The following is a 21101-nucleotide window of genomic DNA, read 5'->3' on the forward strand; positions in this document are numbered from 1 at the left end:
TCTTCGCCCGGTGAAGCCCGCTGCTAGGTCAGCCGAAGAACAGCGCGAGCCGGGCCGCGTCCGGGCCCTCGGGCGGCGGTGCCTCGGGCGGCGGTGCCTCGGACGGGGGTGCTTCGGATGGCTCCGGCGGGCTGGGTGGGGTGTCCGGGCGGGGGATCGGCTCCGGGTGGGGGAGCGGATCCGCCTCCTCGTCGCGGTTGACCGCGGCGAACATCCAATTGGACTCGGCCAGTTGGTCCACCGCGTGGGCCAGCAAGTAGTCCGTGACCGACCACTGGGCCGCCTCGCCGTGCAGTTCGCGGTGGAGGGCGCTGTCGCGGGGCAGATGCCGGATCAGGACCGCGAGGCGGCGGGAGGAGAGGCGGCCGCGGTGCCAGTCCAGGAGGTCGACTCCGTAGTGCCGGAGCAGATCCGCTTCCAAGGCCTCGGCGTGTTCGTCGACGAGCTCGCCGAGGCTCAGTCTTCCCCCAGGCCGAGCCCCGTCTCCTTGCCGTAGGCGTCGAGGATCGCGGCGACGTCCTGCATCGTCGTCTCGTGCCGGGTGAAGCGTGCGAACTGGCCCTCCCCGAGAAGGAGTGCGAGCAGGCCGTCGACGTCGTTGTCGTCGAGGGCACGGAGTTGGCGCGCGGTCGCTCGGGTCAGCTCCGTGGGGAGCTCGAAGGTGTCGCCGTCGAGCTCGAACGACCACGTGCGGCCCAGCGCTTCGAGGCGCTGGGCGCGGGCGGCGTTGACGTTGAAGGCGGAAGGCATGGGGGCTCCAAGGGGTCGGGAGGGAGCAAGGGGGAGGGGGAGGGGGCGCGGTGGCCGCCGACCGGGGTGTCGGGGGCGGCCACCGGCCGTCGTGCGGACCGCGTCAGCGCTACGCGTACGCCTTGTCCTTCGTGATCCACTTGGCCAGCTCGCCGCTCGGTCCCTCGAGGGCCGTGAAGGTCACGCCGAGCTTCACCGCCCCGGTCCGGGTGAGCCCCAGCTCCTCCGTCTCGGTGACCTGGCCGCGCGGGATGATGAAGCGGTACGTGATGTCCGCGCCGTCCTTGAACTCGATGCCGAGGGCCCGCTCGTCCTTCTGCGGATTGCTCGGCAGCTGGAACTCGTACGTCCCGTCGACATCCTTGGGCGGGCTGTCCGCGGTCGTCGTCTGCTTGATCGCCGACGTCGGAATGCCCATGAAGAACGCGAGCGTCTGCTTGTTCATCTGGAGCAGCTGGAACTTCACCGTGAGGTCGCGGTCGGAGTAGATGAACCGGGCCGGGGTCGCCGACTGCCAGGTGTCGACCGGGTCGATCTTCTCCTTTTTGTTGAACTTGATCCCGTCCGTCGTGGTGAAGCCCAGGTCCTGCCAGTGCGCCGTCGGCCAGTCGTCGGCGGTCGTACGGGGGACCGGAACCGGAAGCGGGTCGCCGGCCCCGGCGGGCGGGACGGTGACCGGCGCGACCAGGATGCGGCCGGTACCGGCGACGCGGATCTGGCCGCCGTTGTTCGGGTTGACAGCAGGCATGGGTGAACTCCTCGCGTGATTAGGGGAAAGGAAGGTGGGGAGGAATGAGGCGCTCAGGCCAGACGCAGGCTCAGGCGGACCGTCGCCAGGTAGCGGTTGCCGTTCGGGCGGTTGAAGTCCGGGAGCCAGCGGGGTCCGTCCGCCTCCGTGACGTCCGTGACGACGGCGGCGCCGTACGCCGTGCCGGGCAGTTCGAGGATGCAGGCCCGCGCGGCGAGGGCCACGCCGTGGGCGGTCGTCTTGTCGGGGCCGTACGCCTCCAGGTCGAGCAGCGCCTGGTCCAGGTGCTGGTCGTCGGCCCACGCGCCACCGACGCGGGAGACGAGGACGGCCTTCTGGGTGCCGTCGAAGCCGGCGGGCGGGCGGTTGTCGACCGTGGTGCCGGTCAGTTCGGGGCGGTTCTTGAGGAAGTCGACGATCAGCCGCTCCGCGTCGGGGAAATTCAGGACGCTCACATGGACGCTCCCTTCAGCCTGTTTCCGGTCAGCCTTTTGTCCGGGCAGCAAAAAGCGGCAGGTCCGCCGCCCCGGCCGGGGGCGCAGCTCTGCCGCTGCTTCAAGTGTGAGCGAGGGGTCCAGATCTCGCAACTCGCGCTTGACGGAGGTGAATTGGGGTCATGGGGGATACGGCAAAGGGCGGCCCCTATCGGTACTCGTACGCGGACCCGCGCTCATGCGCGTACGCGTACTCGTACCGATAAGGACCGCCCCGGATTCGCGTACCGCTATGCGGCTCGCCGCCCCCGCACCGCCCGCTCCGCCGCGAACACGTCCTCCAAGCGGTACAGATGCCGCCGCCCCTGCCGCCCCGCCGCCGTCAGATGCCCGAGCTGGACCCACTTGCGGATGGTCGCGGGCGCCACCCCCGCCTCGGCCGCGGCCAGCTCCCCCGTGATGAGCGCGCCACCGCGAGCCGTCATTCGGGAACCACCTCCTCGCCTTCGAGCACGTGCCCGCACGCCGGATTCACGCACCGCACCACCGCCCGCTCCGGGAACGCCCGCAGCGACACGGAGTCGCAGGCGGGGCAGCGGCCCGCGACGCGGACGAGCTGCTCGGGATCGCCGAGGGCCCGCGCGCAGCGGTGCGTCATGCGGCGCGCCTCGTCGGCCACGTGCGCGGCCAGGTCGGGGTGGTCCGCGACCCGGTCGAGCAGGCCCGCGATGCGCCGCAGGCGTACGGGTACGGGCGCGGGTGCCACCCGGCGCAGGCCGAGCCGTTCGCGTACCGCCTCCTCCAACTCCACGACGCCGTCGGTGATGTCGCGGATCGCGTCGGAGACATAGAGCCGCACGGGGGCGGAGGTGCCGCCGACGCGGGGGGCGCCGGGGCGTTCGCGCAGGGCGCCGCCCGGGGAGGGAGTGAGCTCGTCGACGAGGTCGGGGAAGCGGCGGGCGAGGGCGCCGAGCCACACGGCCGGGCCGTCGCTCGGTGCGGTGGACGCGGGCAGGTGAGGGCTCATGCGGTCGCCGCCGCACGGTCCGCCCCTGCCGTGCGACCGGCCGCCACCTCACGGCCGTTGCGCCATAACCGGCCGCCGCTCACGCCGTCGAACCACGTGTGCGCGGGGTCCACCACGGCTTCGCACTCTTTGCGAATGGGGCAGTGATTGCAGGCGCGCAATACCTCGGCCGCTTCGGAGGGGACGCGCGTGAACACGGAGCGTTGGGGGAGGTGGGCGCAGGCGGCGGACCTGCGCCAGTCGGGCCGCTCGTCCATGGGTGCCGAGTTGGGGGAGTCGTGCCAGGTCAGGGTGGGTTGCTGAGGCCTCGTCCGAGCAGGCATGTGTAAGCCCTCCCAAGATGTGGGAACATTCGTTCGAGTGTGGCGAACGAGCTCTCAGAGTTGCATGGTGCGTGTGCGCACGCAAGCGGCCACGGTTCGGGCGGAAGAGGCAAGGCCGTCCGTCAACTCGCAGCTGAGGGGTGGGCGTTGACAGAATCTCCACGAATGCGTGCGAGCGCGCACACACTACGGTGCGTGCGCGCTCGGTACGCTGCCCCCGCGACGAGGGGAGAGCGATCACATGCGTTCGAGCGTGGGGGAACGGGCCGATGGGCTCGACGAGTTCGCCGGCTGGATCGAGGGCCTGATGCGCCACCGCGGTTACGACATCGAGAGGCCGCGCGGCGGCGGCAGGTCGAAGCTCGCGGACGACGCCGGGGTGCACCGCGCCGCCGTCAGCCGCCTGTTGCAGCGGCAGAGCATGCCGGATCTGGAGACCATGCGCCGCCTCGCCGCCGTCCTCGGCGTGCCGCTGCGGGACATGCTCATCCGGTCGGGGCGGCTCACGGAGGACGACCTGCCCCTGTCCGGAAACCGCCGGGCCGAGGGCGTCGGGGCCGCGGCCCGGATGACCCCCGAGGAGGCGGCCCGGAGAATGGAAGTCCCGCTGGAGTTGCGGGAGTTGTTCGTGCGAGTGGTGGAGCAGTTCCTGCCGGGGGATGACGGTGGTACGTAGGGCCGGATGCCCTCGGGGGCGTTGAGGAGGGGTGGATGGGGAACGCGGGGGAGGGCCCGGCGGGACCGGGCGGCGCGTCGCGGGAGCACGGGCAGCGGCTCGTGGTCGATCTGCTTGCCGAGCTCAGCCGCAAGGTGTCCGAGGCGGGCGCTGAGCACGTGCGCGTCGTCACCGACGAGGAGGTCGAGCGCGAGCGCCTGCGCTGGTTCCGGGCGGGCTGGCTGGAGCGCGCCCGGGAGCGGCCGGAGGACACGGGCCCCGCCCGGATCGAGCCGACCGGGCCCGCCAGGGGCTCCGGGCACGTCGATGCGGCCGGGCGCTCCGATACGAGGACGGCCGGTCACCGCGACACCAGAGACACCGGTCACCGCGACACCGGCCACCCCGACAGCAGAGGCACCGGCCACCCCGACACCGAAGGGACGCTCGGGCCGCCCGTCCGCGTCCCGGGGATTCCGGGCGGACCGCCCGAACGAGGCCGCCCGGCCCGGGTGTTGCGCTTTCCGGACGCGGGCCGCGACTGACCACGGGCGGGGGCCCGGCCCGTGGTCGGTCGGGATCCGGGGTTCAGCAATTGCTCCGCGCCGGCTTGCCCTCGAAGCGGTCCGCGAGCCACTGGGCCGCGAGGGGGGACTGCGTGATGACGCCGCTGACGTGTTCGCCGAGCGGGACCGTGTGCCACTCCACGTTCGCGTCCCGCGCGCACCAGTCCGCGCGGACCTGCTTGCCGACGCCGTACGGGATGAGCTCGTCGGCGAGCGCGTGGTAGAGGTACACCGGCGCGTCGGGGGCGCGCGTGCCGACCCGGGACTCGCGCAGGCGCTGCTGCCAGTCCGCCTGGTCCAGGGGGTTCTTCGTGGTCACGTCGTCGATCCGCTTGAAGGCGCCGAGGGCCGCGCCGTCCGCCACGCAGCTGTTGCGCACCGCGCCGATCAGGGACTTCCCCACCGGGTTCAGATACGACTCCAGGTTCAGCTCCGGGTACGCCGCGTTCTGGCCGATCGCGGCCATGAAGATCAGGCCCGCGCCGTACGAGCCGTCGTTGAACGCGGCCACCTTCATCAGGTCGCCCGGCACACCGCCCGTCGCCGTGCCCTTCACGCGCAGCTCCGGCGCGTACGAGCCGTGCAGTTCGGCGGCCCACGACGAGGCCTGGCCGCCCTGCGAGTAGCCCATGATGCCCACCGGCGACTCCTTCGACAGGCCCGCCTCGGGCAGCCGGATCGCGGCGCGCGCGGCGTCGAGGACCGCGTGGCCCTCGGCCCGGCCCACGGTGTACGTGTGGTCGCCGGGGGTGCCGAGGCCCTCGTAGTCCGTGACGACGACCGCCCAGCCGCGCAGCGTGAGCTGCTGGATGAGGTTGGCTTCGAGGGTGGTGCCCTTGGGGAAGCCCGCGCTGGGCGCGCAGTGGTCGCCGACGCCGACCGTGCCGACGGCGTAGGTGATCAGCGGCCGCGGGCCCGTGCGCCCGTCCTGCGGGACGATGACGGTGCCGGAGACCGTGTTCGGCGCGCCCTTCGCCGTCGTCGAGCGGTAGTGGATCTTCCAGGCCTTGGTGCCGGTGGGCTGGCCGGGCAGCGGGTGGAAGGCGCTCGGCTCGGAGCTGACGACGTCCCCGGGGGCGGCGGCCGCCTTCGGGGCGTCCTGTGCCTGCGTGGTCGTGGTGGTGAGGGTCGCGGCCGACAGACCCGCGGCGGCCGTCACCGCCAGCCGTCTGACGTACGTCCGTAGGTGCATGGGGGCTCTCCCAACTGCTCGTGGGGGCTGGGGTGTCCAGGCCTGGTCGACCGTAGTGACTCACGAGTAAGAAACGGTCTGACGGGAACGCTCAGCTTCGTTGACCGCGCGGGCCAACGGGGGCGGCGCCCCGCCGGACGACGGCACCCTCGTCAGCCGGGTACGGGCCTTGCGCCCGGTACGCGCCGGGCGTCGTCCCCGTCCACCGCCGGAACGCCCGGTGGAACGCCGTGTCCTCCGAGAACCCGAGCCGCGCCGCGAGCTCCGCGATCGCCTCGCGCCCCTCGGCGAGCCCCGCGATCGCCGCGTCCCGCCGCACCGCGTCCTTCAGCTCCTGGTACGACGTGGACTCCCGCGCGAGCCTGCGGCGCAGCGTCGACGGGCTGAGCGCGAGGCGTGCCGCCACCTCGCCGAGCGAGGGGAGCCGGGGCGAGGTCCGCAGGGCCGTGGCGAGCGCCCGCCGCACCTGCTCGGCGACCGTCGTCCCGTACTCGCGCCGCGAGAGCAGGTCGAACGGCGCGCGGCGCAGCATCGCCGCCAGGGCGCTCTCGTCGCGGATGAGCGGCGCGTCGAGCCAGCGCGGGTCGAGCCCGGCGCCGGTGCGCTCGGCGCCGAAGCGGACCGGGCAGCCGAAGAGCCGCTCGTAGTCGTCCTTGTGCGGGGGCGGCGGATGGCCGAAGTCCGCCCAGTGCAGCGGGATGTGGTGGCCGATCAGCCAGCTGCACAGCCGGTGCCAGATCATGACGAGGCACTCGGCTAGGAAGAAGTCCTGGTCGAGGTCGTTGCGTACGGTGAAGACGGCGGTGTCGTCCGTGCGCGTGAGCGCCAGGTCGGGGCCGCAGGGGAACAGGCCGTAGAAGGTGACGCCGCGCTCCATCGCCGCGCCCAGGTCGCGGCAGCCGAGCGCCGCGTAGCACATCATCGCGAACGTGCCGGGCCTGCTCGGCGATGAGCCGAGGCCGAGGAACTCGTCCTGCGTGGCCCGGTACAACTCCCGGAACAGGCGGGCGAACTGGGCCGCCGTGACGCGCGCCCGGTCGTCGCCGAGGAGCAGCGGCGGTATCTGCGCGGCCTGGAGCAGCGGCACGGTGTCGATGCCGTGCCGCTCGGCGCCGCGCAGCACGGCCCGCACATGGTGCACCGTGATCGTCGGCCTGGCCATGACCATGACGTTAGCCGCGGCGTCGCTGCTCAAGAAGGCGCCGGGCGCGGGCGGTTGTGGTGTTGGCCGAGAATGCGCCGGTGAACGCGCCGGTGAACGCGCTGGTGCCGCGCGCCCCCTTCGTCGTATACGGGATGTGAGCGCGCGGGTCAGCCTCGGTGACGTTTCGCGTCATGCCGCCCGGCCGGTGCGCGTCCCTAGCGTCGTACGCATGACGCAACCGCCTCCGGTCGCACGGCCGCGCACCCTGTCCGTCCTCGCCGAGTGGGCGGCGGACCGCCACGGCGAGCTGCCCGCGCTGCGGTGCCTGCGCGACGACGCCCCGGGTGCGGTGTCGTACGAGGAACTGCGGGCCGCGGCACGGGAGGTGGGCCGGGCCCTGCTGGCCCTCGGTGTCGCGCCCGGCGACCGCGTGGCGATCCTCGCCGAGACCCGCCCGGAGTGGACCTGCGCCCACCTCGGCGCGCTCGCGGCGGGCGCGGTCGTGGTGCCCGTGTACCCGACGGCGGGCGACGACGAGGTGGCGTGGGTGCTCGGCGACTCGGGCGCGTCCGTGGCGCTCTGCGAGGACGCGGCGCAGGCGGCCAAGGTGGAGCGGCTGCGCGGCAAGCTGCCGGGGCTTCGGCGGCTCGTCATGATGACCGGGGCGGACGCGTACGCCGACGCGTACGCCGATGGGGCGCGCGCCACCGTCGACGAGCTGCGCGCACGCGCCGGCGCCCGCACCCCCGATGACCTCGCGACCATCATCTACACCTCGGGCACCACGGGCCCGCCCAAGGGCTGCCGCCTCACGCACGGCAACCTCGGCGCCGTGCAGGACGCGTCGCTGCCGCTCATCGAGGGCGGCCCCGGCGACGCGACGTACCTCTACCTCCCACTGGCGCATCTGCTCGCGCAGCTCATCCAGTTCACGACGCTCATCGAGGGCGGCACGCTCGTGTACTTCGGCGGCCGCGTCGAGAACGTCGTCGCCGAGCTCGCCGCGGCCGCGCCGACGCATCTGCCGTCCGTGCCCCGGCTCTTCGAGAAGGTGCACTCGGTGGTCCTCTCGCTCGCGGAGTCCGAGGAGGGCGGGCGCGAGCGGTTCGACGAGGCGGTGCGCATCGGGGTGCTCGCGGCGGACGGGGCACTCCCGCCCGAGCTGCGGGACGCGCACGCGGCCGCCGACAAGGCGCTGTACGGGCCCGTACGGCAGGCGCTCGGCGGCCGCGTGCGGTGGGCGCTCACCGGTGGCGCGCCGATCGCCCCGCACGTCCTGGACTTCCTGCGGGCCTGCGGCATCCGCGTCTTCGAGGGGTACGGGATGACCGAGTCCGGCGGCCTGATCAGCCTCAACCATCCCGGCGCCGTCAAGTACGGGACGGTGGGGCGGCCCGTGCGCGGCTGCGAGGTGCGCGTCGCGGACGACGGCGAGGTGCTCGCGCGCGGGGCCAACGTCTTTCCCGGGTACTGGGGCGACGAGGCCGCGACGCGCGCCGTGCTCGACGCCGACGGCTGGCTGCACACCGGCGACCTGGGCGTCCTGGACGACGACGGCTATCTGACCATCACCGGCCGCAAGAAGGACCTCATCATCACGTCCGGCGGCAAGAACCTGACCCCCTCGCTCACCGAACTCGCCATCCAGGCATCGCGGTTCGTGTCCCGTGCCGTGATGCTCGGCGACCGGCGGCCCTACCCGGTGGCGCTGATCACGCTCGACGCGGAGGAGGTCAGGGGGTGGGCCGCGCGGGCGGAGCTCACCCTGACCGAGCCGCTCTCCGCCGACCCGCGGGTCCGCGCGCTCGTCCAGGAGGCGGTCGACGCGGCGAACGCCCAGGTGTCACGGCCCGCCCGCATCCGCGCCTTCGCCGTCCTCGACGAGGACTTCACGGTGGAGTCGGGCCTCCTCACGCCGAGCCTGAAGGTGCGGAGGCGGGCGGTGGGGGAGCGGTACGGGGTGGTGGTGGAGGGGTTGTACGCGAGCCCGGACGCGACCTAGGGCAGCCGTGACCTAGGACAGCCACAACCTAGGACAACCACGACCTAAGACAGCCCGGCGAGGCGCAGCAGGGCGGTGGCCCCGGCCGCCCCCATCACCACCATCACGAACGGCGCGCGCCGCCAGGCGAGCACCCCGCCGACGAGCACCCCGGCCGGGCGCGACAAGCCCGCGAACTCCTGGCCCTCGGCGACCGCGCCGGTCACCAGGAGCGCCACGAGGATCACGGTGGCGCCGGTGGTGAGCAACTCCTGGAAGCGGGCGGGCAGTTCCACGCGGCCGTGCAGCAGCGGCCCGGCGAGCCGGAAGGCGTAGGTCCCGGCGGCGAGGACCAGGACGCAGACGAGCTGGGCGTTCACGAGGGGCTCCCGGCGGACGTGGACGTGGGCGGGGACGGGGACGGGGACGCGGACTCGGCGTCGGGGCGGCGGCCCGCGGCGAGCAGGCCGAGGAGCGCGAGCAGGACCGGGAGTCCTGCGGGCAGCACCGGCGTCGCGGCCACCGCGACCACCGCACCGAGCGCGGCGGCGCGCCGCGCGCCCCCGTCGGCGTCCCGCAGCACCGGCAGGACCAGGGCGACGAGCATCGCGGGGAACGTGGCGTCGAGCCCGAACCGCCCGGTGTCGCCGAGCGCGGACCCGGCGAGGGCGCCCACGAACACGCTGACGTTCCACGCGGCGAACAGGCCGAGCCCCGATATCCAGAACGCGGCCCTGCGCCGCGCCGGGTCCGGCTGGGCCAGGACGAACGCCGCCGTCTCGTCGGTGACCAGGTGCGCGCCGACGAGCCGCGCGGGCCAGGACCGGCCGAGGCTGTCGGCGATGGCGAGGCTGAAGGCGGCGGTGCGGGTGTTGAGGACCAGGCCGGTCGCGGCGGCGGCCGCCGCGCCGCCCCCGGAGGCGAGGATGGCGACCGCGCTGAACTGGGCGGAGCCCGCGTACACGAGCAGCGACATGACGACCGGCACCCACACCGGCAGCCCGCCGGCGACGGCGATCGCGCCGAAGGAGATCCCGACCACGGTGTCGGCGAGCAGGACGAGGCCGATGTCGCGCAGGACGCCGGAGGGCAGGTCGGAGAGGCGGACGAGCCCGCGTGTTCGCTCTACGGGGTCATCCGTTCGGTGTGGCGAACGCATGCGTCGTAGAATGGGCAGATCGTGTCCCGTTCGTCAAGCCGAACGAGTGACCCGACGTACCGAACGATGAGCGCCAGGGAGCGCATGACATGACGACGACCGACGGCGCAGGCGCGCCCCGCGAATGGATTGCGGCCGCCCTGCGGCGGGAGCGCGCGCGGGCCGGGCTCTCCCTCTCCGAGCTGGCCAAACGCGCCGGAATCGCCAAGTCCACGCTGTCCCAGCTGGAGGCGGCGACCGGGAACCCGGGGATCGAGACGGTGTGGGCGCTCGCCGTGGCGCTCGGCGTGCCGTTCAGCGCGCTCGCCGAGTCGCCCGCGCCTGCGGTGACCGTGATCCGGGCGGGGGAGGGGCCGACGTTGCGCGCCGAGCGTGCGTCGTACGCGGGGACGCTGCTGTCCGCGTGTCCGTCCGGGGTGCGGCGCGACATCTACCACGGGGCCATGGAGCCGGGGGCCGCGCGGGAGTCCGACGCGCACAATCCGGGGACGGTGGAGCATCTGGTGGTCAGTACGGGGCGGTTGCTCGCGGGGCCGCGGGGGGAGGCGGTGGAGCTGTTGCCCGGGGACTACATGTCGTACCGGGGGGACGTCCCCCACGCGTACGAGGCGTTGGCGGCGGGGACGACGTTCGTGCTGGTGATGCAGCACGTGTAAGGGGCCTTCGCGGGGCGCCCCAGTCCCGCCCCTTTCCCGAAACCAGGGGCTGCCGCCCCTGGCACCCCGCTCAATCGGCGCTGCGCGCCTCGCCCTCAAACGCCGGGCGGGCTGAATTTTCTCGCCGGTGCAGCAAGGTTTCCGCCCGCCCGCCTTTCTCTCCCCGCCCTGTTTCTTCGCAGTCTCAGCCGCTTCTTCCCCCACCCGCCCCGCGGCTATTCAGCCCGTCCGGCGTTTGAGGACGAGGCGCGCAGCGCCGGATAGAAGGGGTCCTAGGGGCGGAGCCCCTAGTTTCGGGAAGGGGTGGGCCTGGGGCGCCCCGCGACGGCCCCACCCTTCAGCAACTGCTCCCGCAGCGCAGTCAGTTGGTGGGACGTGTCCACGGCGCGGGCCTCGTCGAGGGTGGTGAGGGCCAGGAGGAGGGCGTCGGCCACGACGAGGGCCGTGAGGGCCTCCGTCGTGATCCCCGTAGGCGTATGCGGCGCCGTCAACACCGCGTCGACCCGCCCCCCGTACAGCTCGGCCAGCTCATCCGTCACCAGAAGAACCCGCGCCCCGACCGCCCGCGCCCGCTCGATGAGCACCGCGAGCTCGGGCAGCGCCCGCCCCGGCTGGAAGATGACGACGGCGTCGCCCTGCCGCAGGGCGAGCAGATCGTCGGCGAGCGCGAACCCCGTGGCGCCCACATACCGCGCACGCCGCCCGATCCGCCCGAGCGTCAACGCCAGGTGCCGCGCCGCCAGTTCGGACGCCGCGACCCCGTAGGCGTGGATCTCGCCCGCGTCCGCGAGGACGCCGACCGCCGTGCGCAGCGCGTCGTCGGGGGTGAGGCGGCGCGCGTGCTCGATGCGCTCCGACGCCTCGTCGAAGACCTCGTCCCAGATGCCGCCGAGGTCCCGGCCGACGTGCGCGATGCGCTTGGCGAGCCGCACCTCGGGCGCGACCGACGACGTGAAGTCCGTGGCGAGGTCGCGCTTGAGGGCGGGCAGGCCCGCGTAGCCGAGGCGCTGGAGGGCGCGGACGACCGTGGCGTTGCTGGTGCCGCTGGCCGTGCCGAGCTCCTGCGCGGAGGCGAAGAGCAGCGATTCGGCGGGCGCGCTCGCCATGTACTGGGCGACGGCGCGCTCGGACGCGGACAGCGTCTCCCACTGGTCGCGCACGGTGGCGCGCAGCCGGGCCAGGCCCCCCTCGGCGCCGTCCGCCTCGCCGGGCGACGGGTCGGCCTTGCCGGCCTTGCCGGACGGGTCAGGCAGGCCGGACGGGTCAGTCGGGTCAGACGGGTCAGTCGGGTCAGAAGGATCAGCGGCGGGGCCAGGCGGCGGCTCTGAAATCTTCATTACAGGTGTTGACTCCCGTGTGACGGACGTTACTCTCCTGAGAAGCGCGTTCCAGTCGGAGCGCGTTTCGTAATCGACGTTACAGGAGAAGAATGGCGCCGCGCACCACCTCAGAACGATCCGTTTCGGCCCTCCCTGTCGTCGAGATCTCCGGTACGCCGACGGAGCGCGGCCGCCAGTACGGCGAGGCGGTCCGCCCCCAACTGCGCGCCGCGCTCGCGTACTACGAGGCCGCGTTCGGCCAGTCGGCGGGCCTGACCTGGGACCAGGTGACGGCGCGCGCCGCCCGCTGGCTGACCCCCGTGCGCGACTACGCGCCCCATCTCGTGGAGGAGATGGAGGGCATCGCGCAGGGCGCGGGCGTCACCCTCCTCGACGTCCTCGCCCTGAACGCCCGCGGCGAGGTGATCTACGACCGCTCCTTCAAGGACCTGACCCCGGACGACCAGGGCGAGGGCGAGGCCTCCGACGGCTGCACCTCCTTCGCCGCGTACGGCCCCGCGAGCGGCGACGGCCACGTCTACGCCGGGCAGAACTGGGACTGGCGCGCCGGGGTCGCCGACACGGTCGTGATGCTGCGGATCGTGCAGCCCCCGAAGCCGACCCTGATCATGCAGGTCGAGGCGGGCCAGGTCGGCCGCCAGGGTGCCAACTCCGCGGGCATCGCGCTGAACGCGAACGGGCTCGGCGGCCGGTTCAGCGACACCGTGGGCCTGCCGCAGACAGTCGTGCGCCGCAGCGTGCTCGACCAGCACGCCATCACCGACGCCGTGCACGTGCTGTGCCGCACCCGCGCCCACATCGCGTCGAACGCGCTGCTCACCTGCCGCGAGGGCTTCGCCGTCGACCTGGAGACCACCCCCGCCGGACACGGCTGGATGTACCCGACCGACGGGCTGCTCGTGCACGGCAACCACTACCAGGCCGGGGTCCCCGCCGCCCTCGCCCCCGACTACCGCCCCCTGTCCCCGGACTCCCTGGTCCGCGTCCCGCGCGCGGAGGAGGGGCTGCGGGCCCTGCGCGCCTCCACCGGACCCGACGAGTCCGTAAAGATCATCAAGCAGGCCCTCTCCGACCACCTGGGCCACCCCGAGTCCCTGTGCACCCACCCCGACCCGCGCCGCCCCGAAATCAGGCGCTGGGCCACGCTCGTCTCCTCCTGCGTGGACCTGACGACCGGCGACTACCGCGTCACCGCGGGCACCCCCTGCGACCACGACTACCAGCACCTGCCCTGGAACCTCTACGACGGCCCGTACGGAGACGCCGGATGACCCCGATGAAGCGCAGGGCCGACACGGGCTGGGGCCGCAGGTCCGGCACGGCCCGGAGCCGGGCCGCCGCGGCCGGGCTCGTCACCGTCTGCCTGCTCGCCGCCGGGGGCTGCGCGGGCGCCGACATGAACGCCCTGGGCGGCTCGCCCGCCGACGCCGCCAAGCTGAAGCTGCGCCCCACGACGCCGCCCGCGCGCGGCGACCTCGACCGGGCGGACTGGCTCCTGGAGGACGAGCCCGACTCGCTCGACCTGGACCGGCAGGGCAGCAGCGCGGGCCGCGTCGTCCTCACCAACGTGTGCGAGCGCCTCTACCAGCTGCAGCCCGACATGAGCGTCGAGCCGTTCCTCGCCACCAAGGCCCGCACCCCCGACGACCGGACGCTCGTCCTGACCGTCCGCGACGGCGTCACGTTCCACGACGGCTCGAAGCTCACCGCCGACGACGTCCTGTGGAGCCTCAAGCGCCACGCCCAGAAGGACATGGAGCAGTCCGACGAGTTCGAGAACGTCGCCTCCCTGCGCAAGACCGGCGCCCGCGAGATCACCATCCGCTTCAAGGAGCCCGACGCGCTGTTCACCAAGGCCCTCGCCGGGGACGCGGGCATCGTCTGGAATCCCCGCCAAGTGAGCAAGGCGGGCAAGGAGTTCGGCACCCCGGGGCAGGGTGACGCGTGCTCGGGCCCGTACCGCCTGGGGGGCTGGAAGTCCGGCGACTCCCTCACCATCGAGGCGTACGACGACTACTGGGGCAAGCAGCCGCTGACCCGGCGCGTCACCTTCCGCTGGGCCTCCGACAGCGCCCTGGTCAACGCCCTGAAGACGGGCGCGGCCGACGGCGCGTACGCCGAGTCGCCCAACACGGCGGCCGCGCTGCGCCGCGCCAAGGGCCTCAAGCAGTACTACGGCCCGTCCACCGCGTCCCTCGTCCTCATCCCCACCGCGCGCGGCGGCCTGAAGGACCCGGCGATCCGCCGCGCCCTGTCCCTCGCCCTCGACCGCAAGGGCATCGCCAACTCCGGCTACGGCGGCCTCGTCCAGCCGTGGGCGGCACCCGTCGGCGCCGGATCGTGGGGGTACGAGAGGTCCCGCTTCGCCGCCGCGCAGCGGAAGCTGGCGGCCACCGCCCCCGTGACGCCGGACGCCGACGACCTCGCCGAGGCGAAGCGGCTCGTCAAGGAGGCGGGCGCCCCCGACGACCCCGTGGTCATCGGCACCGACAGCAGCCAGGGCCGCACCGTCGTCGCCAACGCCACCCGCGCCGCGCTCCAGCGCATCGGCGTCAAGGCGCAGATCAAGACGGTGCCGCCCGCGCAGTTCGAGGAGTTCTACAGCGACCCCGGCGCCCGCGCCGACATCGACGTCCTCGTGGCCGACTGGTACATCTCCAAGTCCGACCCCCTGGGCGTCTACGACAACGGCCTGTCCGGCTCGTCCAACAACTGGGTCGGCTTCAAGGACCCCGCGTACGACCGCCTGGTGCGCCGCGCCCTCGCGACGCTCGACGACAGGAAGCGGGCGCGCCTCGTCACCGACGTGCAGCGGCGGTTCGTGACCGCAGCGGTGTGGATCCCCGTGGCGCAGGTGCCGACGGCCCTCGTCCTCAGCGACCGCCTGACGGGACCGCCCTCCTCGCAGTCGTACCTCTACTACCCCTGGGCCGCGCGGCTCGGGCTCAGAAAGGCCGGGTGAGGGCGGTGGCAGTACGAGTGCTGCGGCCGGTGGCCGTACGCGCACTGCGGCGCCTCGCGGGCGTGCTCGCGACGCTCTTCGCCGCGTCGTTCGTCATCTTCGCCGCCGTGTACGCCGCTCCGGGCGACCCCGCGGTGTTCCTCGCGGGCGGCCGCGACAAGCTGACCCCGGAGCGCCTCGCCCAGGTGCGGGCCGAGTACCACCTGGACGAGCCGCTGTTCGCCCAGTACGGGCGCTGGCTGTGGGACTGCCTCCACCTCGACCTCGGCCGGTCCTTCAAGTACAGCGACCAGGTGTCCGACCTGGTGGCCGCCCGCTTCCCGACCACCCTCCAACTCGTCCTGTACGCCACGGTCCTGTTCGTCGTCCTCGGCGTCGGCGCCGGGGTCCTGGCCGCCGTGAAGCGGTCCACGTGGGTCGACTCGGCGGTGGTGGGCGCGACGACGCTCGCCGCGTCGGTGCCGTCGTTCGTCGCGGCCATCGCGCTCGTGTCGTTCTTCGGGGTGCGGCTCGGCTGGTTCCCCGTGACCGGCAGCGGATCCGGGTTCCTCGGCACCGTGCGCCATCTGACGCTGCCCGCCCTGTCGCTGGCGCTCGGCGCGCTCGCCCTGGTCAGCCGGGTGACCCGGCAGGCGATGGTGGACGCGGCGGCCGCCGACCACGTGGAGGCGGCCCGCGCGTCCGGCGTCCCGGAGCGGGAGATCGTCCGCCGCCACGTCCTGCGCAACGCGCTCGGCCCCATCGTCACCATGTGCGGCCTGGTCATGGCCGGGATGCTCGCCGGGACCGTCGTCGTCGAGACCGCCTTCGGCCTCAGCGGCATCGGCTCCCTGCTCGTCGGCGCCATCAACACCCATGACTTCCCGGTCGCGCAGGCCGTCCTGCTGCTCATGGTGACCGGATACATCGCGGTGACGACGCTCGTCGACGCCGTCCACCCGCTGCTCGACCCCCGCGTCAAGGAGGTGCGCCCATGACGGCGACCGCTGTCGGCCCGCTCGTGCCGGTACGGGGACGGCGCCCCGTCGGCGTCACCATCGCCGCCGGCGTCCTCGCCCTGGTGGTCGCCGCCGCCGTGCTCGCGCCGCTCCTCGCCCCCTACGCCCCCGACCGGATCGACCTCTCCGCGTCCCTCGTCGGCACGGGCCGCGACCACCTCCTCGGCACCGACTCCTCGGGCCAGGACCTCCTGTCCCGAGCCCTGTACGGCGCCCGGAGCAGCCTCATCGCACCCCTTCTCCTCCTCGCCGTCGCGGGTGCGCTCGGCGTCACGCTCGGCGTGCTCGCGGCCTGGCGCGGCGGCTGGGTGGACGGCCTGGTCTCCCGGCTCACGGACGTGATGTACGCCTTCCCCGGCCTGCTCTTCACCGTCCTGATCATCGCGGTGTTCGGCACCGGCATGACGACGTCGGTCCTCGCCCTCGGCCTCGCCTTCACGCCGACCATCGCCAAGTACACCCGCTCCCTCGCCCTCGCCGAGGCCCGCAAGCCGTACGTGGACGCCTACCGCGTCCAGGGCATGGGCGGCCTGCGCATCTGCGCCCGCCACCTCGTGCCGAACCTGGGCCGGGCCGTCATCGGCTACCTGGTCGTGCTCTTCGGCGAGGCCCTGATGTCCCTCGCCACCCTGTCCTACCTGGGCTTCGGCGCACAGCCGCCCGCGTCCGACTGGGGCCTGATGGTGCAGGAGGGCCAGGCCGCGATCGTGCAGGGCGCGATGCTTCCCGCCCTCGTGCCCGGCACCGCCATCGCCCTGGTGGTGGTCTGTTTCAACGTCGTCGGCGTCTGGGCCGCCGACCGCCTGGGGAGGCAGTGATGGCCCTGTTGGAGATGGAAGACCTGACCCTGCGCGTGCCGGGCGCCGCCCGCCCGCTGCTCGCGTCCGTGTCCCTGACCGTCGCGCCCGGCGAAGTCGTGGCGCTCGTGGGCGAGTCGGGCTCGGGCAAGTCGACGACGGCGAAGGCCGCGCTCGGCCTGCTCCCGGCCGGGTCCGAGGTCTCGGGCTCGGTACGGTTCGACGGCACCGACGTGTTGTCCCTCACCGGCGAACGCCTGCGCGCCCACCGCGCCGGGTCGGTCGCGATGGTCCACCAGGACCCGCGCGCCGCCCTCAACCCGGTGCGCCGCGTCGGCGACTTCCTCACCGAACGCGGCGCGAGCCGCGCCGAGGCCGTCGAACTCCTCGCCGCCGTCGGCCTGTCAGAACCGGCCCGGCGCGTGCGCCAGCGCCCGCACGAGATGTCCGGCGGCATGCTCCAGCGCGTCGTCATCGCCGGCGCGCTCGCCGCCCGCCCCCGCCTCCTGCTCGCCGACGAGGCCACCAGCGCCCTGGACGTCACCACCCAGGCCGACATCCTCGCCCTCCTCCGCACCCTGCGCGCCGAGCACGACCTGGGCCTGCTCTTCATCACGCACGACCTGCACCTGGCGGCGGCGTACTGCGACCGCGTGTACGTGATGTACGCGGGCCACGTCGTCGAACAGCGCACGGCCGACGCCCTGTTCAAGACCCCCGCCCACCCCTACACCCGAGGCCTCCTGTCCTGCTCCCCGGCCCTGGACACCACCCCCCTCACCCTCACCCCGATCCCCGGCCGCCCCCCGTCCCTGTCGGACACGTTCGAGGGCTGCCCGTTCGTGGAGAGGTGCACGGAGGCGGAGGAGGCGTGCGGGACGTGGCTGCCGGTGCCCGGGCCCGTCCCGGGCGGAGGCACGGCGGCCTGCCTGAAGGAGAGCGTGACTCAGCCATGACGACGCACCTGCTGGAGGCGACGGGCCTCACGAAGACGTACCCGTTGCCGGGCGGCGGCACCCACAAGGCCGCGGCCGACGTGACCTTCACGGTCCCCCAGGGCGGAGCCCTCGGCATCGTCGGCGAATCGGGCTCGGGCAAGACGACGGTGGCCAGAATGCTGGTGGGCCTGGTCCCCCCGGACCAGGGCAGCATCACCGTCGAGGGCCGCCCCCGCGCACCCCGCACGCCCCGCGGGAAGACGGCCCGCCTGGCCAGGGCGAGGGAGATCCAGATGGTCTTCCAGGACCCGTACGTCTCCCTGGACCCCCGCCTCACGGCGACCCAGTGTCTGCGTACGGCGCTGCGCCTGCACGGCAGGGACGAGGCACTGTCCCGGGACCTCCTGGACCAGGTGGGGCTCGGCGCGCGGGAGGCGGACGCCCGGCCGCGGGACCTGTCCGGCGGCCAGCGCCAGCGCCTGGCGATCGCGCGCGCCCTCGCCGTCGACCCGAGGATCCTGGTCCTGGACGAGGCGGTCGCCGCGCTCGACGTGTCGATCCAGGCCCAGATTCTCCAACTGCTCGCAGAGATCCGCCGGGAGACGGGCGTGGCCCTGGTCTTCGTCAGCCACGACCTGGCGGTGGTCCAACACGTCACGGACGAGGTCCTGGTGATGCGCGGAGGCACGGTGGTCGAACAGGGCCCGACGCCCAGCGTCCTGACATCCCCGGACCACCCGTACACCCGCCTGCTCCTGGCCTCGGTCCCCAGAGAGGGCTGGGACCCGGGAAAAGCCCGTCCGGCGCTTGAGGACGAGCGCGCAGCGCGATAACCCCCCCCGCCCAAGGCCCAGGGGCCAGAAAAAGGCAGGAGCCCCGTAGCCTCCACTCAAGTGGAAGCTCGGGGCTCCTTGGGTACTGCTTCAGTTCCGGATCAGACGGCCCTGGATGGGACCGACTGGATCAAGCCGCCTTAGGCAGGGGTGACGTTCTCCGCCTGCGGGCCCTTCGGGCCCTGCGTGACGTCGAAGGTGACCGCCTGGTTCTCCTCGAGGGAGCGGAACCCGGAGGCGTTGATCGCGGAGTAGTGAACGAAGACGTCGGGGCCGCCGCCTTCCTGGGCGATGAAGCCAAAGCCCTTTTCGGCGTTGAACCACTTCACGGTTCCGGTAGCCATAAGCCCTCCTTGGGCCAAAGGGTTGCCCTGCTCCAGAACCTGCGATTGTTTAAACAACTGCAAAAGTCTGAAAACGACGAGAGCCCGCGGGTCACATGCTCCGCAGGCTCTGTACTGCAAGGGAAACCAAACTGCAACTTGCGGCGAGCTTAGCACGCAGGCACCCGGAAGCAATAGGGATCAAGATCACGTCACCCAGAGGTTTGACGCGACCTTAAGGGGGGTTGACGCGACCCCCGCTGCGACCCCTGCTGCGCCCCCGCCGAGGGCCCCGCCCCGGGCCCCGGCGCCCGCACCGTACCCCACGAGGGCTAGCCTCACCGATGTGGACAATTCTCCCAGCTCCCACCGCACCGCACGGCCGCGCGTCGGTCACATCCAGTTCCTGAACTGCCTGCCCTTGTACTGGGGCCTCGCGCGGACCGGCACGCTCCTCGACTTCGAGCTCACCAAGGACACCCCGGAGAAGCTCAGCGAGCAGCTGGTGCGCGGCGAGCTCGACGTCGCGCCCGTGACCCTGGTCGAGTTCCTGCGGAACGCCGACGAGCTCGTCGCCTTCCCCGACCTGGCCGTGGGCTGCGACGGCCCGGTCATGTCCTGCGTCATCGTGTCGCAGGTGCCCCTCGACCGGCTCGACGGGGCGCGCGTGGCGCTCGGGTCGACCTCGCGCACCTCCGTGCGCCTCGCGCAGCTGCTGCTCGCCGAGCGCCACGGCGTGCGGCCCGACTACTACACGTGTCCGCCCGACCTCGGACTGATGATGCAGGAGGCGGACGCCGCCGTGCTCATCGGGGACGCGGCGCTGCGCGCGAACCTGATCGACGCGCCCCGGCTCGGCCTGGAGGTCCACGACCTCGGCCAGATGTGGAAGGACTGGACGGGCCTGCCGTTCGTCTTCGCGGTGTGGGCGGCCCGGCGCGAGTACCTGGCGCGCGAGCCGGAGGTCGTGCGCGAGGTGCACAAGGCGTTCCTGGCCTCGCGCGACCTGTCCCTGGAGGAGGTCACGAAGGTCTCCGAGCAGGCGGCGCGCTGGGAGACCTTCGACGCCGGCGTCCTGGAGCGGTACTTCACGACGCTCGACTTCCGCTTCGGCGGCCCGCAGCTTAAGGGCGTCGCGGAGTTCGCGCGCCGGGTCGGGCCGACCACCGGCTTCCCCGCCGACGTACGGGTGGAGCTGCTCCCGTCGTGAGGCGCGGCGCCGGTGCCGCGCCGCTCAGGCGCCCGGCACCGGCGCCTTCATGTGCTTGCTGATCCACTGGATGGGGCCTTCGGCCATGGCGGGCACGTACGAGCGCGCGTTGTGCCCGCCGCCCGGGATGACGTGGAGCCGGGTCTTGACCGGCCCCTTGCCGTACTTCTTCATGAACGCCCGCAGATTCGGCTGACCGGACTCCTTCGTTCCGATCTGGAAGGCGATATCGACCTCCGGGCCCTTCCGGTCGATCAGGCGCTGCGCGAGCCGTCCCGGGTCGTTGGCGAGCCGCTCGGTCTCGTGGCCGCGCCACAGTGGTGAGTCGGGGACGGTGTCAGGCCCGGACGCGATGACCGCCCGGAACTTCTCCGGGTGCTTCAGGACCGACTTCAGGCCCACGAATCCGCCCGACGACGACCCCATGAACGCCCACCCGTCGCGGGACGTGAACGTCCGGAAATTCGCCTTGACGAAATCCGGCACGTCGTCGGTCATCCACGTGCCCATTTTCGGCTGTCCCGGTATGTCACTGCCGTCGTAATAGAACTTGTCGTCCGGGTTGAGCACCGGCATCACGACAATGAACGGCAGGCTCTTTCCCTGCTTCGACCACCGGGCGATGGAGCTCTCCAGCTTCAGGTCGGTGCCCATCCAGTAGTTATTGGGATAGCCGGGTCCGCCGGGCAGGGCGATAAGCACGGGGAAGCCGCTGTGCGCGTACTTCGGGTCGAAGTACTGCTTCGGCGCCCAGACCCAGACTTTCCCGGTGAACCCCGACTTCTTGCCGCGCAGCGTCGTCACGCCGATCCTGGTGCCGTCGTCGAGGGTGCTCTCGGTGGTGAAGGCGGCCTTCGGCCCGGTCGGCATCCGTGACCCGGAGTCCTTGCTCTCCTTGCTTTCCTTGCCCCGGTCCTGCCGGGTCGGCGCCTTCGGATCGTCGAAGCTCATGGGCTTGCCGTGGTCGGAGGAGCAGCCGGCGAGAGCGAGGGTCGCGGCGAGCGCGGCCGCGAAGCTGCTGATGAGGGTGGCAGAGCGGCGTTTCATGGGAACCTCGATGGACAA

25 protein-coding genes are annotated in these 21101 nt (G+C 72.8%); 11 read left to right on the plus strand and 14 right to left on the minus strand.

Annotation, left to right across the window (positions count from 1 at the left end; translation table 11 throughout):
* Positions 1 to 28 precede the first annotated feature (28 nt).
* The 7 genes from ACFWZ5_RS11675 to ACFWZ5_RS11705 form a co-directional block, all read right to left on the minus strand.
* On the minus strand, positions 29 to 421 hold the full coding sequence (locus tag ACFWZ5_RS11675; RefSeq protein WP_384795359.1) for a hypothetical protein: 393 nt from the start codon (positions 419 to 421) through the stop codon (positions 29 to 31).
* A 35-nt stretch (positions 422 to 456) separates the two neighbouring features.
* The gene (locus ACFWZ5_RS11680) at positions 457 to 750 is read right to left on the minus strand and encodes a hypothetical protein (RefSeq protein WP_384795357.1); all 294 of its coding nucleotides are present in this window, start codon (positions 748 to 750) and stop codon (positions 457 to 459) included.
* 109 nt (positions 751 to 859) lie between these two features.
* Positions 860 to 1498 carry a phage tail protein gene (locus ACFWZ5_RS11685; protein WP_384795355.1) on the minus strand — a complete coding sequence of 213 codons (639 nt, stop codon included), beginning with the start codon at positions 1496 to 1498 and terminating at the stop codon, positions 860 to 862.
* Positions 1499 to 1551: 53 nt separating this feature from the next.
* On the minus strand, positions 1552 to 1953 hold the full coding sequence (locus ACFWZ5_RS11690; protein WP_384795353.1) for a hypothetical protein: 402 nt from the start codon (positions 1951 to 1953) through the stop codon (positions 1552 to 1554).
* 269 nt (positions 1954 to 2222) lie between these two features.
* Positions 2223 to 2417, minus strand: coding sequence for a hypothetical protein (locus ACFWZ5_RS11695; RefSeq protein ID WP_384795351.1), 195 nt, complete (start codon positions 2415 to 2417; stop codon positions 2223 to 2225).
* Complete coding sequence (locus ACFWZ5_RS11700) at positions 2414 to 2959, minus strand: hypothetical protein (RefSeq protein ID WP_384795349.1); 546 nt, start codon at positions 2957 to 2959, stop codon at positions 2414 to 2416. Before ACFWZ5_RS11700 ends, ACFWZ5_RS11695 begins: the two co-directional genes overlap by 4 nt.
* Positions 2956 to 3282 (minus strand): WhiB family transcriptional regulator, encoded by a 327-nt coding sequence (locus ACFWZ5_RS11705; RefSeq protein WP_384890669.1) that lies wholly within the window; start codon positions 3280 to 3282, stop codon positions 2956 to 2958. Before ACFWZ5_RS11705 ends, ACFWZ5_RS11700 begins: the two co-directional genes overlap by 4 nt.
* Before the next feature lie 241 nt (positions 3283 to 3523).
* On the opposite strand from ACFWZ5_RS11705, the gene ACFWZ5_RS11710 reads away from it, so the two are divergent.
* Positions 3524 to 3958: a helix-turn-helix domain-containing protein gene (locus ACFWZ5_RS11710; RefSeq protein ID WP_384795345.1), complete on the plus strand. Its 435-nt coding sequence runs from the start codon at positions 3524 to 3526 to the stop codon at positions 3956 to 3958.
* Positions 3959 to 3993: 35 nt separating this feature from the next.
* Positions 3994 to 4482: a hypothetical protein gene (locus ACFWZ5_RS11715; RefSeq protein ID WP_384795343.1), complete on the plus strand. Its 489-nt coding sequence runs from the start codon at positions 3994 to 3996 to the stop codon at positions 4480 to 4482.
* Positions 4483 to 4525: 43 nt separating this feature from the next.
* Here ACFWZ5_RS11715 and ACFWZ5_RS11720 read toward each other — a convergent pair whose 3' ends face one another.
* Together ACFWZ5_RS11720 and ACFWZ5_RS11725 are read right to left on the minus strand one after the other, a co-directional pair.
* Positions 4526 to 5695 (minus strand): lipase family protein, encoded by a 1170-nt coding sequence (locus ACFWZ5_RS11720; RefSeq protein ID WP_384795341.1) that lies wholly within the window; start codon positions 5693 to 5695, stop codon positions 4526 to 4528.
* Positions 5696 to 5786: 91 nt separating this feature from the next.
* Positions 5787 to 6857, minus strand: coding sequence for an AraC family transcriptional regulator (locus ACFWZ5_RS11725; RefSeq protein WP_384795339.1), 1071 nt, complete (start codon positions 6855 to 6857; stop codon positions 5787 to 5789).
* A gap of 211 nt (positions 6858 to 7068) precedes the next feature.
* On the opposite strand from ACFWZ5_RS11725, the gene ACFWZ5_RS11730 reads away from it, so the two are divergent.
* Positions 7069 to 8841, plus strand: coding sequence for an AMP-dependent synthetase/ligase (locus tag ACFWZ5_RS11730; protein ID WP_384795337.1), 1773 nt, complete (start codon positions 7069 to 7071; stop codon positions 8839 to 8841).
* Between the two features lie 44 nt (positions 8842 to 8885).
* On the opposite strand, the gene ACFWZ5_RS11735 is transcribed toward ACFWZ5_RS11730, so the two are convergent.
* Both ACFWZ5_RS11735 and ACFWZ5_RS11740 read right to left on the minus strand, forming a co-directional pair.
* Positions 8886 to 9200 (minus strand): AzlD domain-containing protein, encoded by a 315-nt coding sequence (locus tag ACFWZ5_RS11735; protein WP_384795335.1) that lies wholly within the window; start codon positions 9198 to 9200, stop codon positions 8886 to 8888.
* On the minus strand, positions 9197 to 9979 hold the full coding sequence (locus tag ACFWZ5_RS11740; RefSeq protein ID WP_384795333.1) for an AzlC family ABC transporter permease: 783 nt from the start codon (positions 9977 to 9979) through the stop codon (positions 9197 to 9199). The genes ACFWZ5_RS11735 and ACFWZ5_RS11740 overlap by 4 nt, the downstream gene beginning before the upstream one ends.
* Before the next feature lie 89 nt (positions 9980 to 10068).
* Here ACFWZ5_RS11740 and ACFWZ5_RS11745 point away from each other — a divergent pair, with 89 nt between their 5' ends.
* Positions 10069 to 10635: a helix-turn-helix domain-containing protein gene (locus ACFWZ5_RS11745; protein WP_384795331.1), complete on the plus strand. Its 567-nt coding sequence runs from the start codon at positions 10069 to 10071 to the stop codon at positions 10633 to 10635.
* A 287-nt stretch (positions 10636 to 10922) separates the two neighbouring features.
* Here ACFWZ5_RS11745 and ACFWZ5_RS11750 read toward each other — a convergent pair whose 3' ends face one another.
* Complete coding sequence (locus ACFWZ5_RS11750) at positions 10923 to 11972, minus strand: MurR/RpiR family transcriptional regulator (RefSeq protein ID WP_384804691.1); 1050 nt, start codon at positions 11970 to 11972, stop codon at positions 10923 to 10925.
* A gap of 92 nt (positions 11973 to 12064) precedes the next feature.
* Between ACFWZ5_RS11750 and ACFWZ5_RS11755 the strand changes: the two genes are divergently transcribed.
* From ACFWZ5_RS11755 to ACFWZ5_RS11780, 6 genes are read left to right on the plus strand one after another with little or no spacing between them, the layout of a single operon-like run.
* Complete coding sequence (locus ACFWZ5_RS11755; RefSeq protein WP_384804692.1) at positions 12065 to 13246, plus strand: C45 family autoproteolytic acyltransferase/hydolase; 1182 nt, start codon at positions 12065 to 12067, stop codon at positions 13244 to 13246.
* A 5-nt stretch (positions 13247 to 13251) separates the two neighbouring features.
* On the plus strand, positions 13252 to 14937 hold the full coding sequence (locus tag ACFWZ5_RS11760; protein WP_384804703.1) for an ABC transporter substrate-binding protein: 1686 nt from the start codon (positions 13252 to 13254) through the stop codon (positions 14935 to 14937).
* 5 nt (positions 14938 to 14942) lie between these two features.
* Complete coding sequence (locus tag ACFWZ5_RS11765) at positions 14943 to 15914, plus strand: ABC transporter permease (RefSeq protein WP_384804693.1); 972 nt, start codon at positions 14943 to 14945, stop codon at positions 15912 to 15914.
* A complete protein-coding gene (locus ACFWZ5_RS11770; protein ID WP_384804695.1) occupies positions 15911 to 16753 on the plus strand; it encodes an ABC transporter permease in 843 nt (280 codons plus the stop codon). The genes ACFWZ5_RS11765 and ACFWZ5_RS11770 overlap by 4 nt, the downstream gene beginning before the upstream one ends.
* Positions 16753 to 17688, plus strand: a complete 936-nt coding sequence (locus ACFWZ5_RS11775) for an ABC transporter ATP-binding protein (protein ID WP_384804697.1) — start codon at positions 16753 to 16755, stop codon at positions 17686 to 17688. The genes ACFWZ5_RS11770 and ACFWZ5_RS11775 overlap by 1 nt, the downstream gene beginning before the upstream one ends.
* Complete coding sequence (locus ACFWZ5_RS11780; protein ID WP_384804699.1) at positions 17685 to 18503, plus strand: ABC transporter ATP-binding protein; 819 nt, start codon at positions 17685 to 17687, stop codon at positions 18501 to 18503. Before ACFWZ5_RS11775 ends, ACFWZ5_RS11780 begins: the two co-directional genes overlap by 4 nt.
* A gap of 140 nt (positions 18504 to 18643) precedes the next feature.
* Here ACFWZ5_RS11780 and ACFWZ5_RS11785 read toward each other — a convergent pair whose 3' ends face one another.
* Entirely contained in the window at positions 18644 to 18847 is a 204-nt protein-coding gene (locus ACFWZ5_RS11785) for a cold-shock protein (RefSeq protein WP_016645643.1), read from the minus strand.
* A 325-nt stretch (positions 18848 to 19172) separates the two neighbouring features.
* Here ACFWZ5_RS11785 and ACFWZ5_RS11790 point away from each other — a divergent pair, with 325 nt between their 5' ends.
* Positions 19173 to 20036, plus strand: coding sequence for a menaquinone biosynthetic enzyme MqnA/MqnD family protein (locus ACFWZ5_RS11790; protein WP_384890671.1), 864 nt, complete (start codon positions 19173 to 19175; stop codon positions 20034 to 20036).
* Between the two features lie 24 nt (positions 20037 to 20060).
* On the opposite strand, the gene ACFWZ5_RS11795 is transcribed toward ACFWZ5_RS11790, so the two are convergent.
* Positions 20061 to 21083 (minus strand): alpha/beta hydrolase, encoded by a 1023-nt coding sequence (locus ACFWZ5_RS11795; protein ID WP_384890674.1) that lies wholly within the window; start codon positions 21081 to 21083, stop codon positions 20061 to 20063.
* Positions 21084 to 21101 lie beyond the last annotated feature (18 nt).

Origin of the sequence: Streptomyces sp. NPDC059003 (assembly GCF_042740445.1) — a bacterium.
Taxonomy (GTDB): domain Bacteria; phylum Actinomycetota; class Actinomycetes; order Streptomycetales; family Streptomycetaceae; genus Streptomyces.

Excerpts from the sequence above, each read along its gene's own strand:
- ACFWZ5_RS11680 (WP_384795357.1), bottom strand. The coding sequence starts at position 750 with ATGCCTTCCGCCTTCAACGTCAACGCCGCCCGCGCCCAGCGCCTCGAA.
- ACFWZ5_RS11685 (WP_384795355.1), bottom strand. The coding sequence starts at position 1,498 with ATGCCTGCTGTCAACCCGAACAACGGCGGCCAGATCCGCGTCGCCGGT.
- ACFWZ5_RS11695 (WP_384795351.1), bottom strand. The coding sequence starts at position 2,417 with ATGACGGCTCGCGGTGGCGCGCTCATCACGGGGGAGCTGGCCGCGGCC.
- ACFWZ5_RS11700 (WP_384795349.1), bottom strand. The coding sequence starts at position 2,959 with ATGAGCCCTCACCTGCCCGCGTCCACCGCACCGAGCGACGGCCCGGCC.
- ACFWZ5_RS11705 (WP_384890669.1), bottom strand. The coding sequence starts at position 3,282 with ATGCCTGCTCGGACGAGGCCTCAGCAACCCACCCTGACCTGGCACGAC.
- ACFWZ5_RS11710 (WP_384795345.1), top strand. The coding sequence starts at position 3,524 with ATGCGTTCGAGCGTGGGGGAACGGGCCGATGGGCTCGACGAGTTCGCC.
- ACFWZ5_RS11715 (WP_384795343.1), top strand. The coding sequence starts at position 3,994 with ATGGGGAACGCGGGGGAGGGCCCGGCGGGACCGGGCGGCGCGTCGCGG.
- ACFWZ5_RS11720 (WP_384795341.1), bottom strand. The coding sequence starts at position 5,695 with ATGCACCTACGGACGTACGTCAGACGGCTGGCGGTGACGGCCGCCGCG.
- ACFWZ5_RS11725 (WP_384795339.1), bottom strand. The coding sequence starts at position 6,857 with ATGGCCAGGCCGACGATCACGGTGCACCATGTGCGGGCCGTGCTGCGC.
- ACFWZ5_RS11730 (WP_384795337.1), top strand. The coding sequence starts at position 7,069 with ATGACGCAACCGCCTCCGGTCGCACGGCCGCGCACCCTGTCCGTCCTC.
- ACFWZ5_RS11740 (WP_384795333.1), bottom strand. The coding sequence starts at position 9,979 with ATGCGTTCGCCACACCGAACGGATGACCCCGTAGAGCGAACACGCGGG.
- ACFWZ5_RS11745 (WP_384795331.1), top strand. The coding sequence starts at position 10,069 with ATGACGACGACCGACGGCGCAGGCGCGCCCCGCGAATGGATTGCGGCC.
- ACFWZ5_RS11750 (WP_384804691.1), bottom strand. The coding sequence starts at position 11,972 with ATGAAGATTTCAGAGCCGCCGCCTGGCCCCGCCGCTGATCCTTCTGAC.
- ACFWZ5_RS11755 (WP_384804692.1), top strand. The coding sequence starts at position 12,065 with ATGGCGCCGCGCACCACCTCAGAACGATCCGTTTCGGCCCTCCCTGTC.
- ACFWZ5_RS11760 (WP_384804703.1), top strand. The coding sequence starts at position 13,252 with ATGAAGCGCAGGGCCGACACGGGCTGGGGCCGCAGGTCCGGCACGGCC.
- ACFWZ5_RS11770 (WP_384804695.1), top strand. The coding sequence starts at position 15,911 with ATGACGGCGACCGCTGTCGGCCCGCTCGTGCCGGTACGGGGACGGCGC.
- ACFWZ5_RS11775 (WP_384804697.1), top strand. The coding sequence starts at position 16,753 with ATGGCCCTGTTGGAGATGGAAGACCTGACCCTGCGCGTGCCGGGCGCC.
- ACFWZ5_RS11780 (WP_384804699.1), top strand. The coding sequence starts at position 17,685 with ATGACGACGCACCTGCTGGAGGCGACGGGCCTCACGAAGACGTACCCG.
- ACFWZ5_RS11785 (WP_016645643.1), bottom strand. The coding sequence starts at position 18,847 with ATGGCTACCGGAACCGTGAAGTGGTTCAACGCCGAAAAGGGCTTTGGC.
- ACFWZ5_RS11795 (WP_384890674.1), bottom strand. The coding sequence starts at position 21,083 with ATGAAACGCCGCTCTGCCACCCTCATCAGCAGCTTCGCGGCCGCGCTC.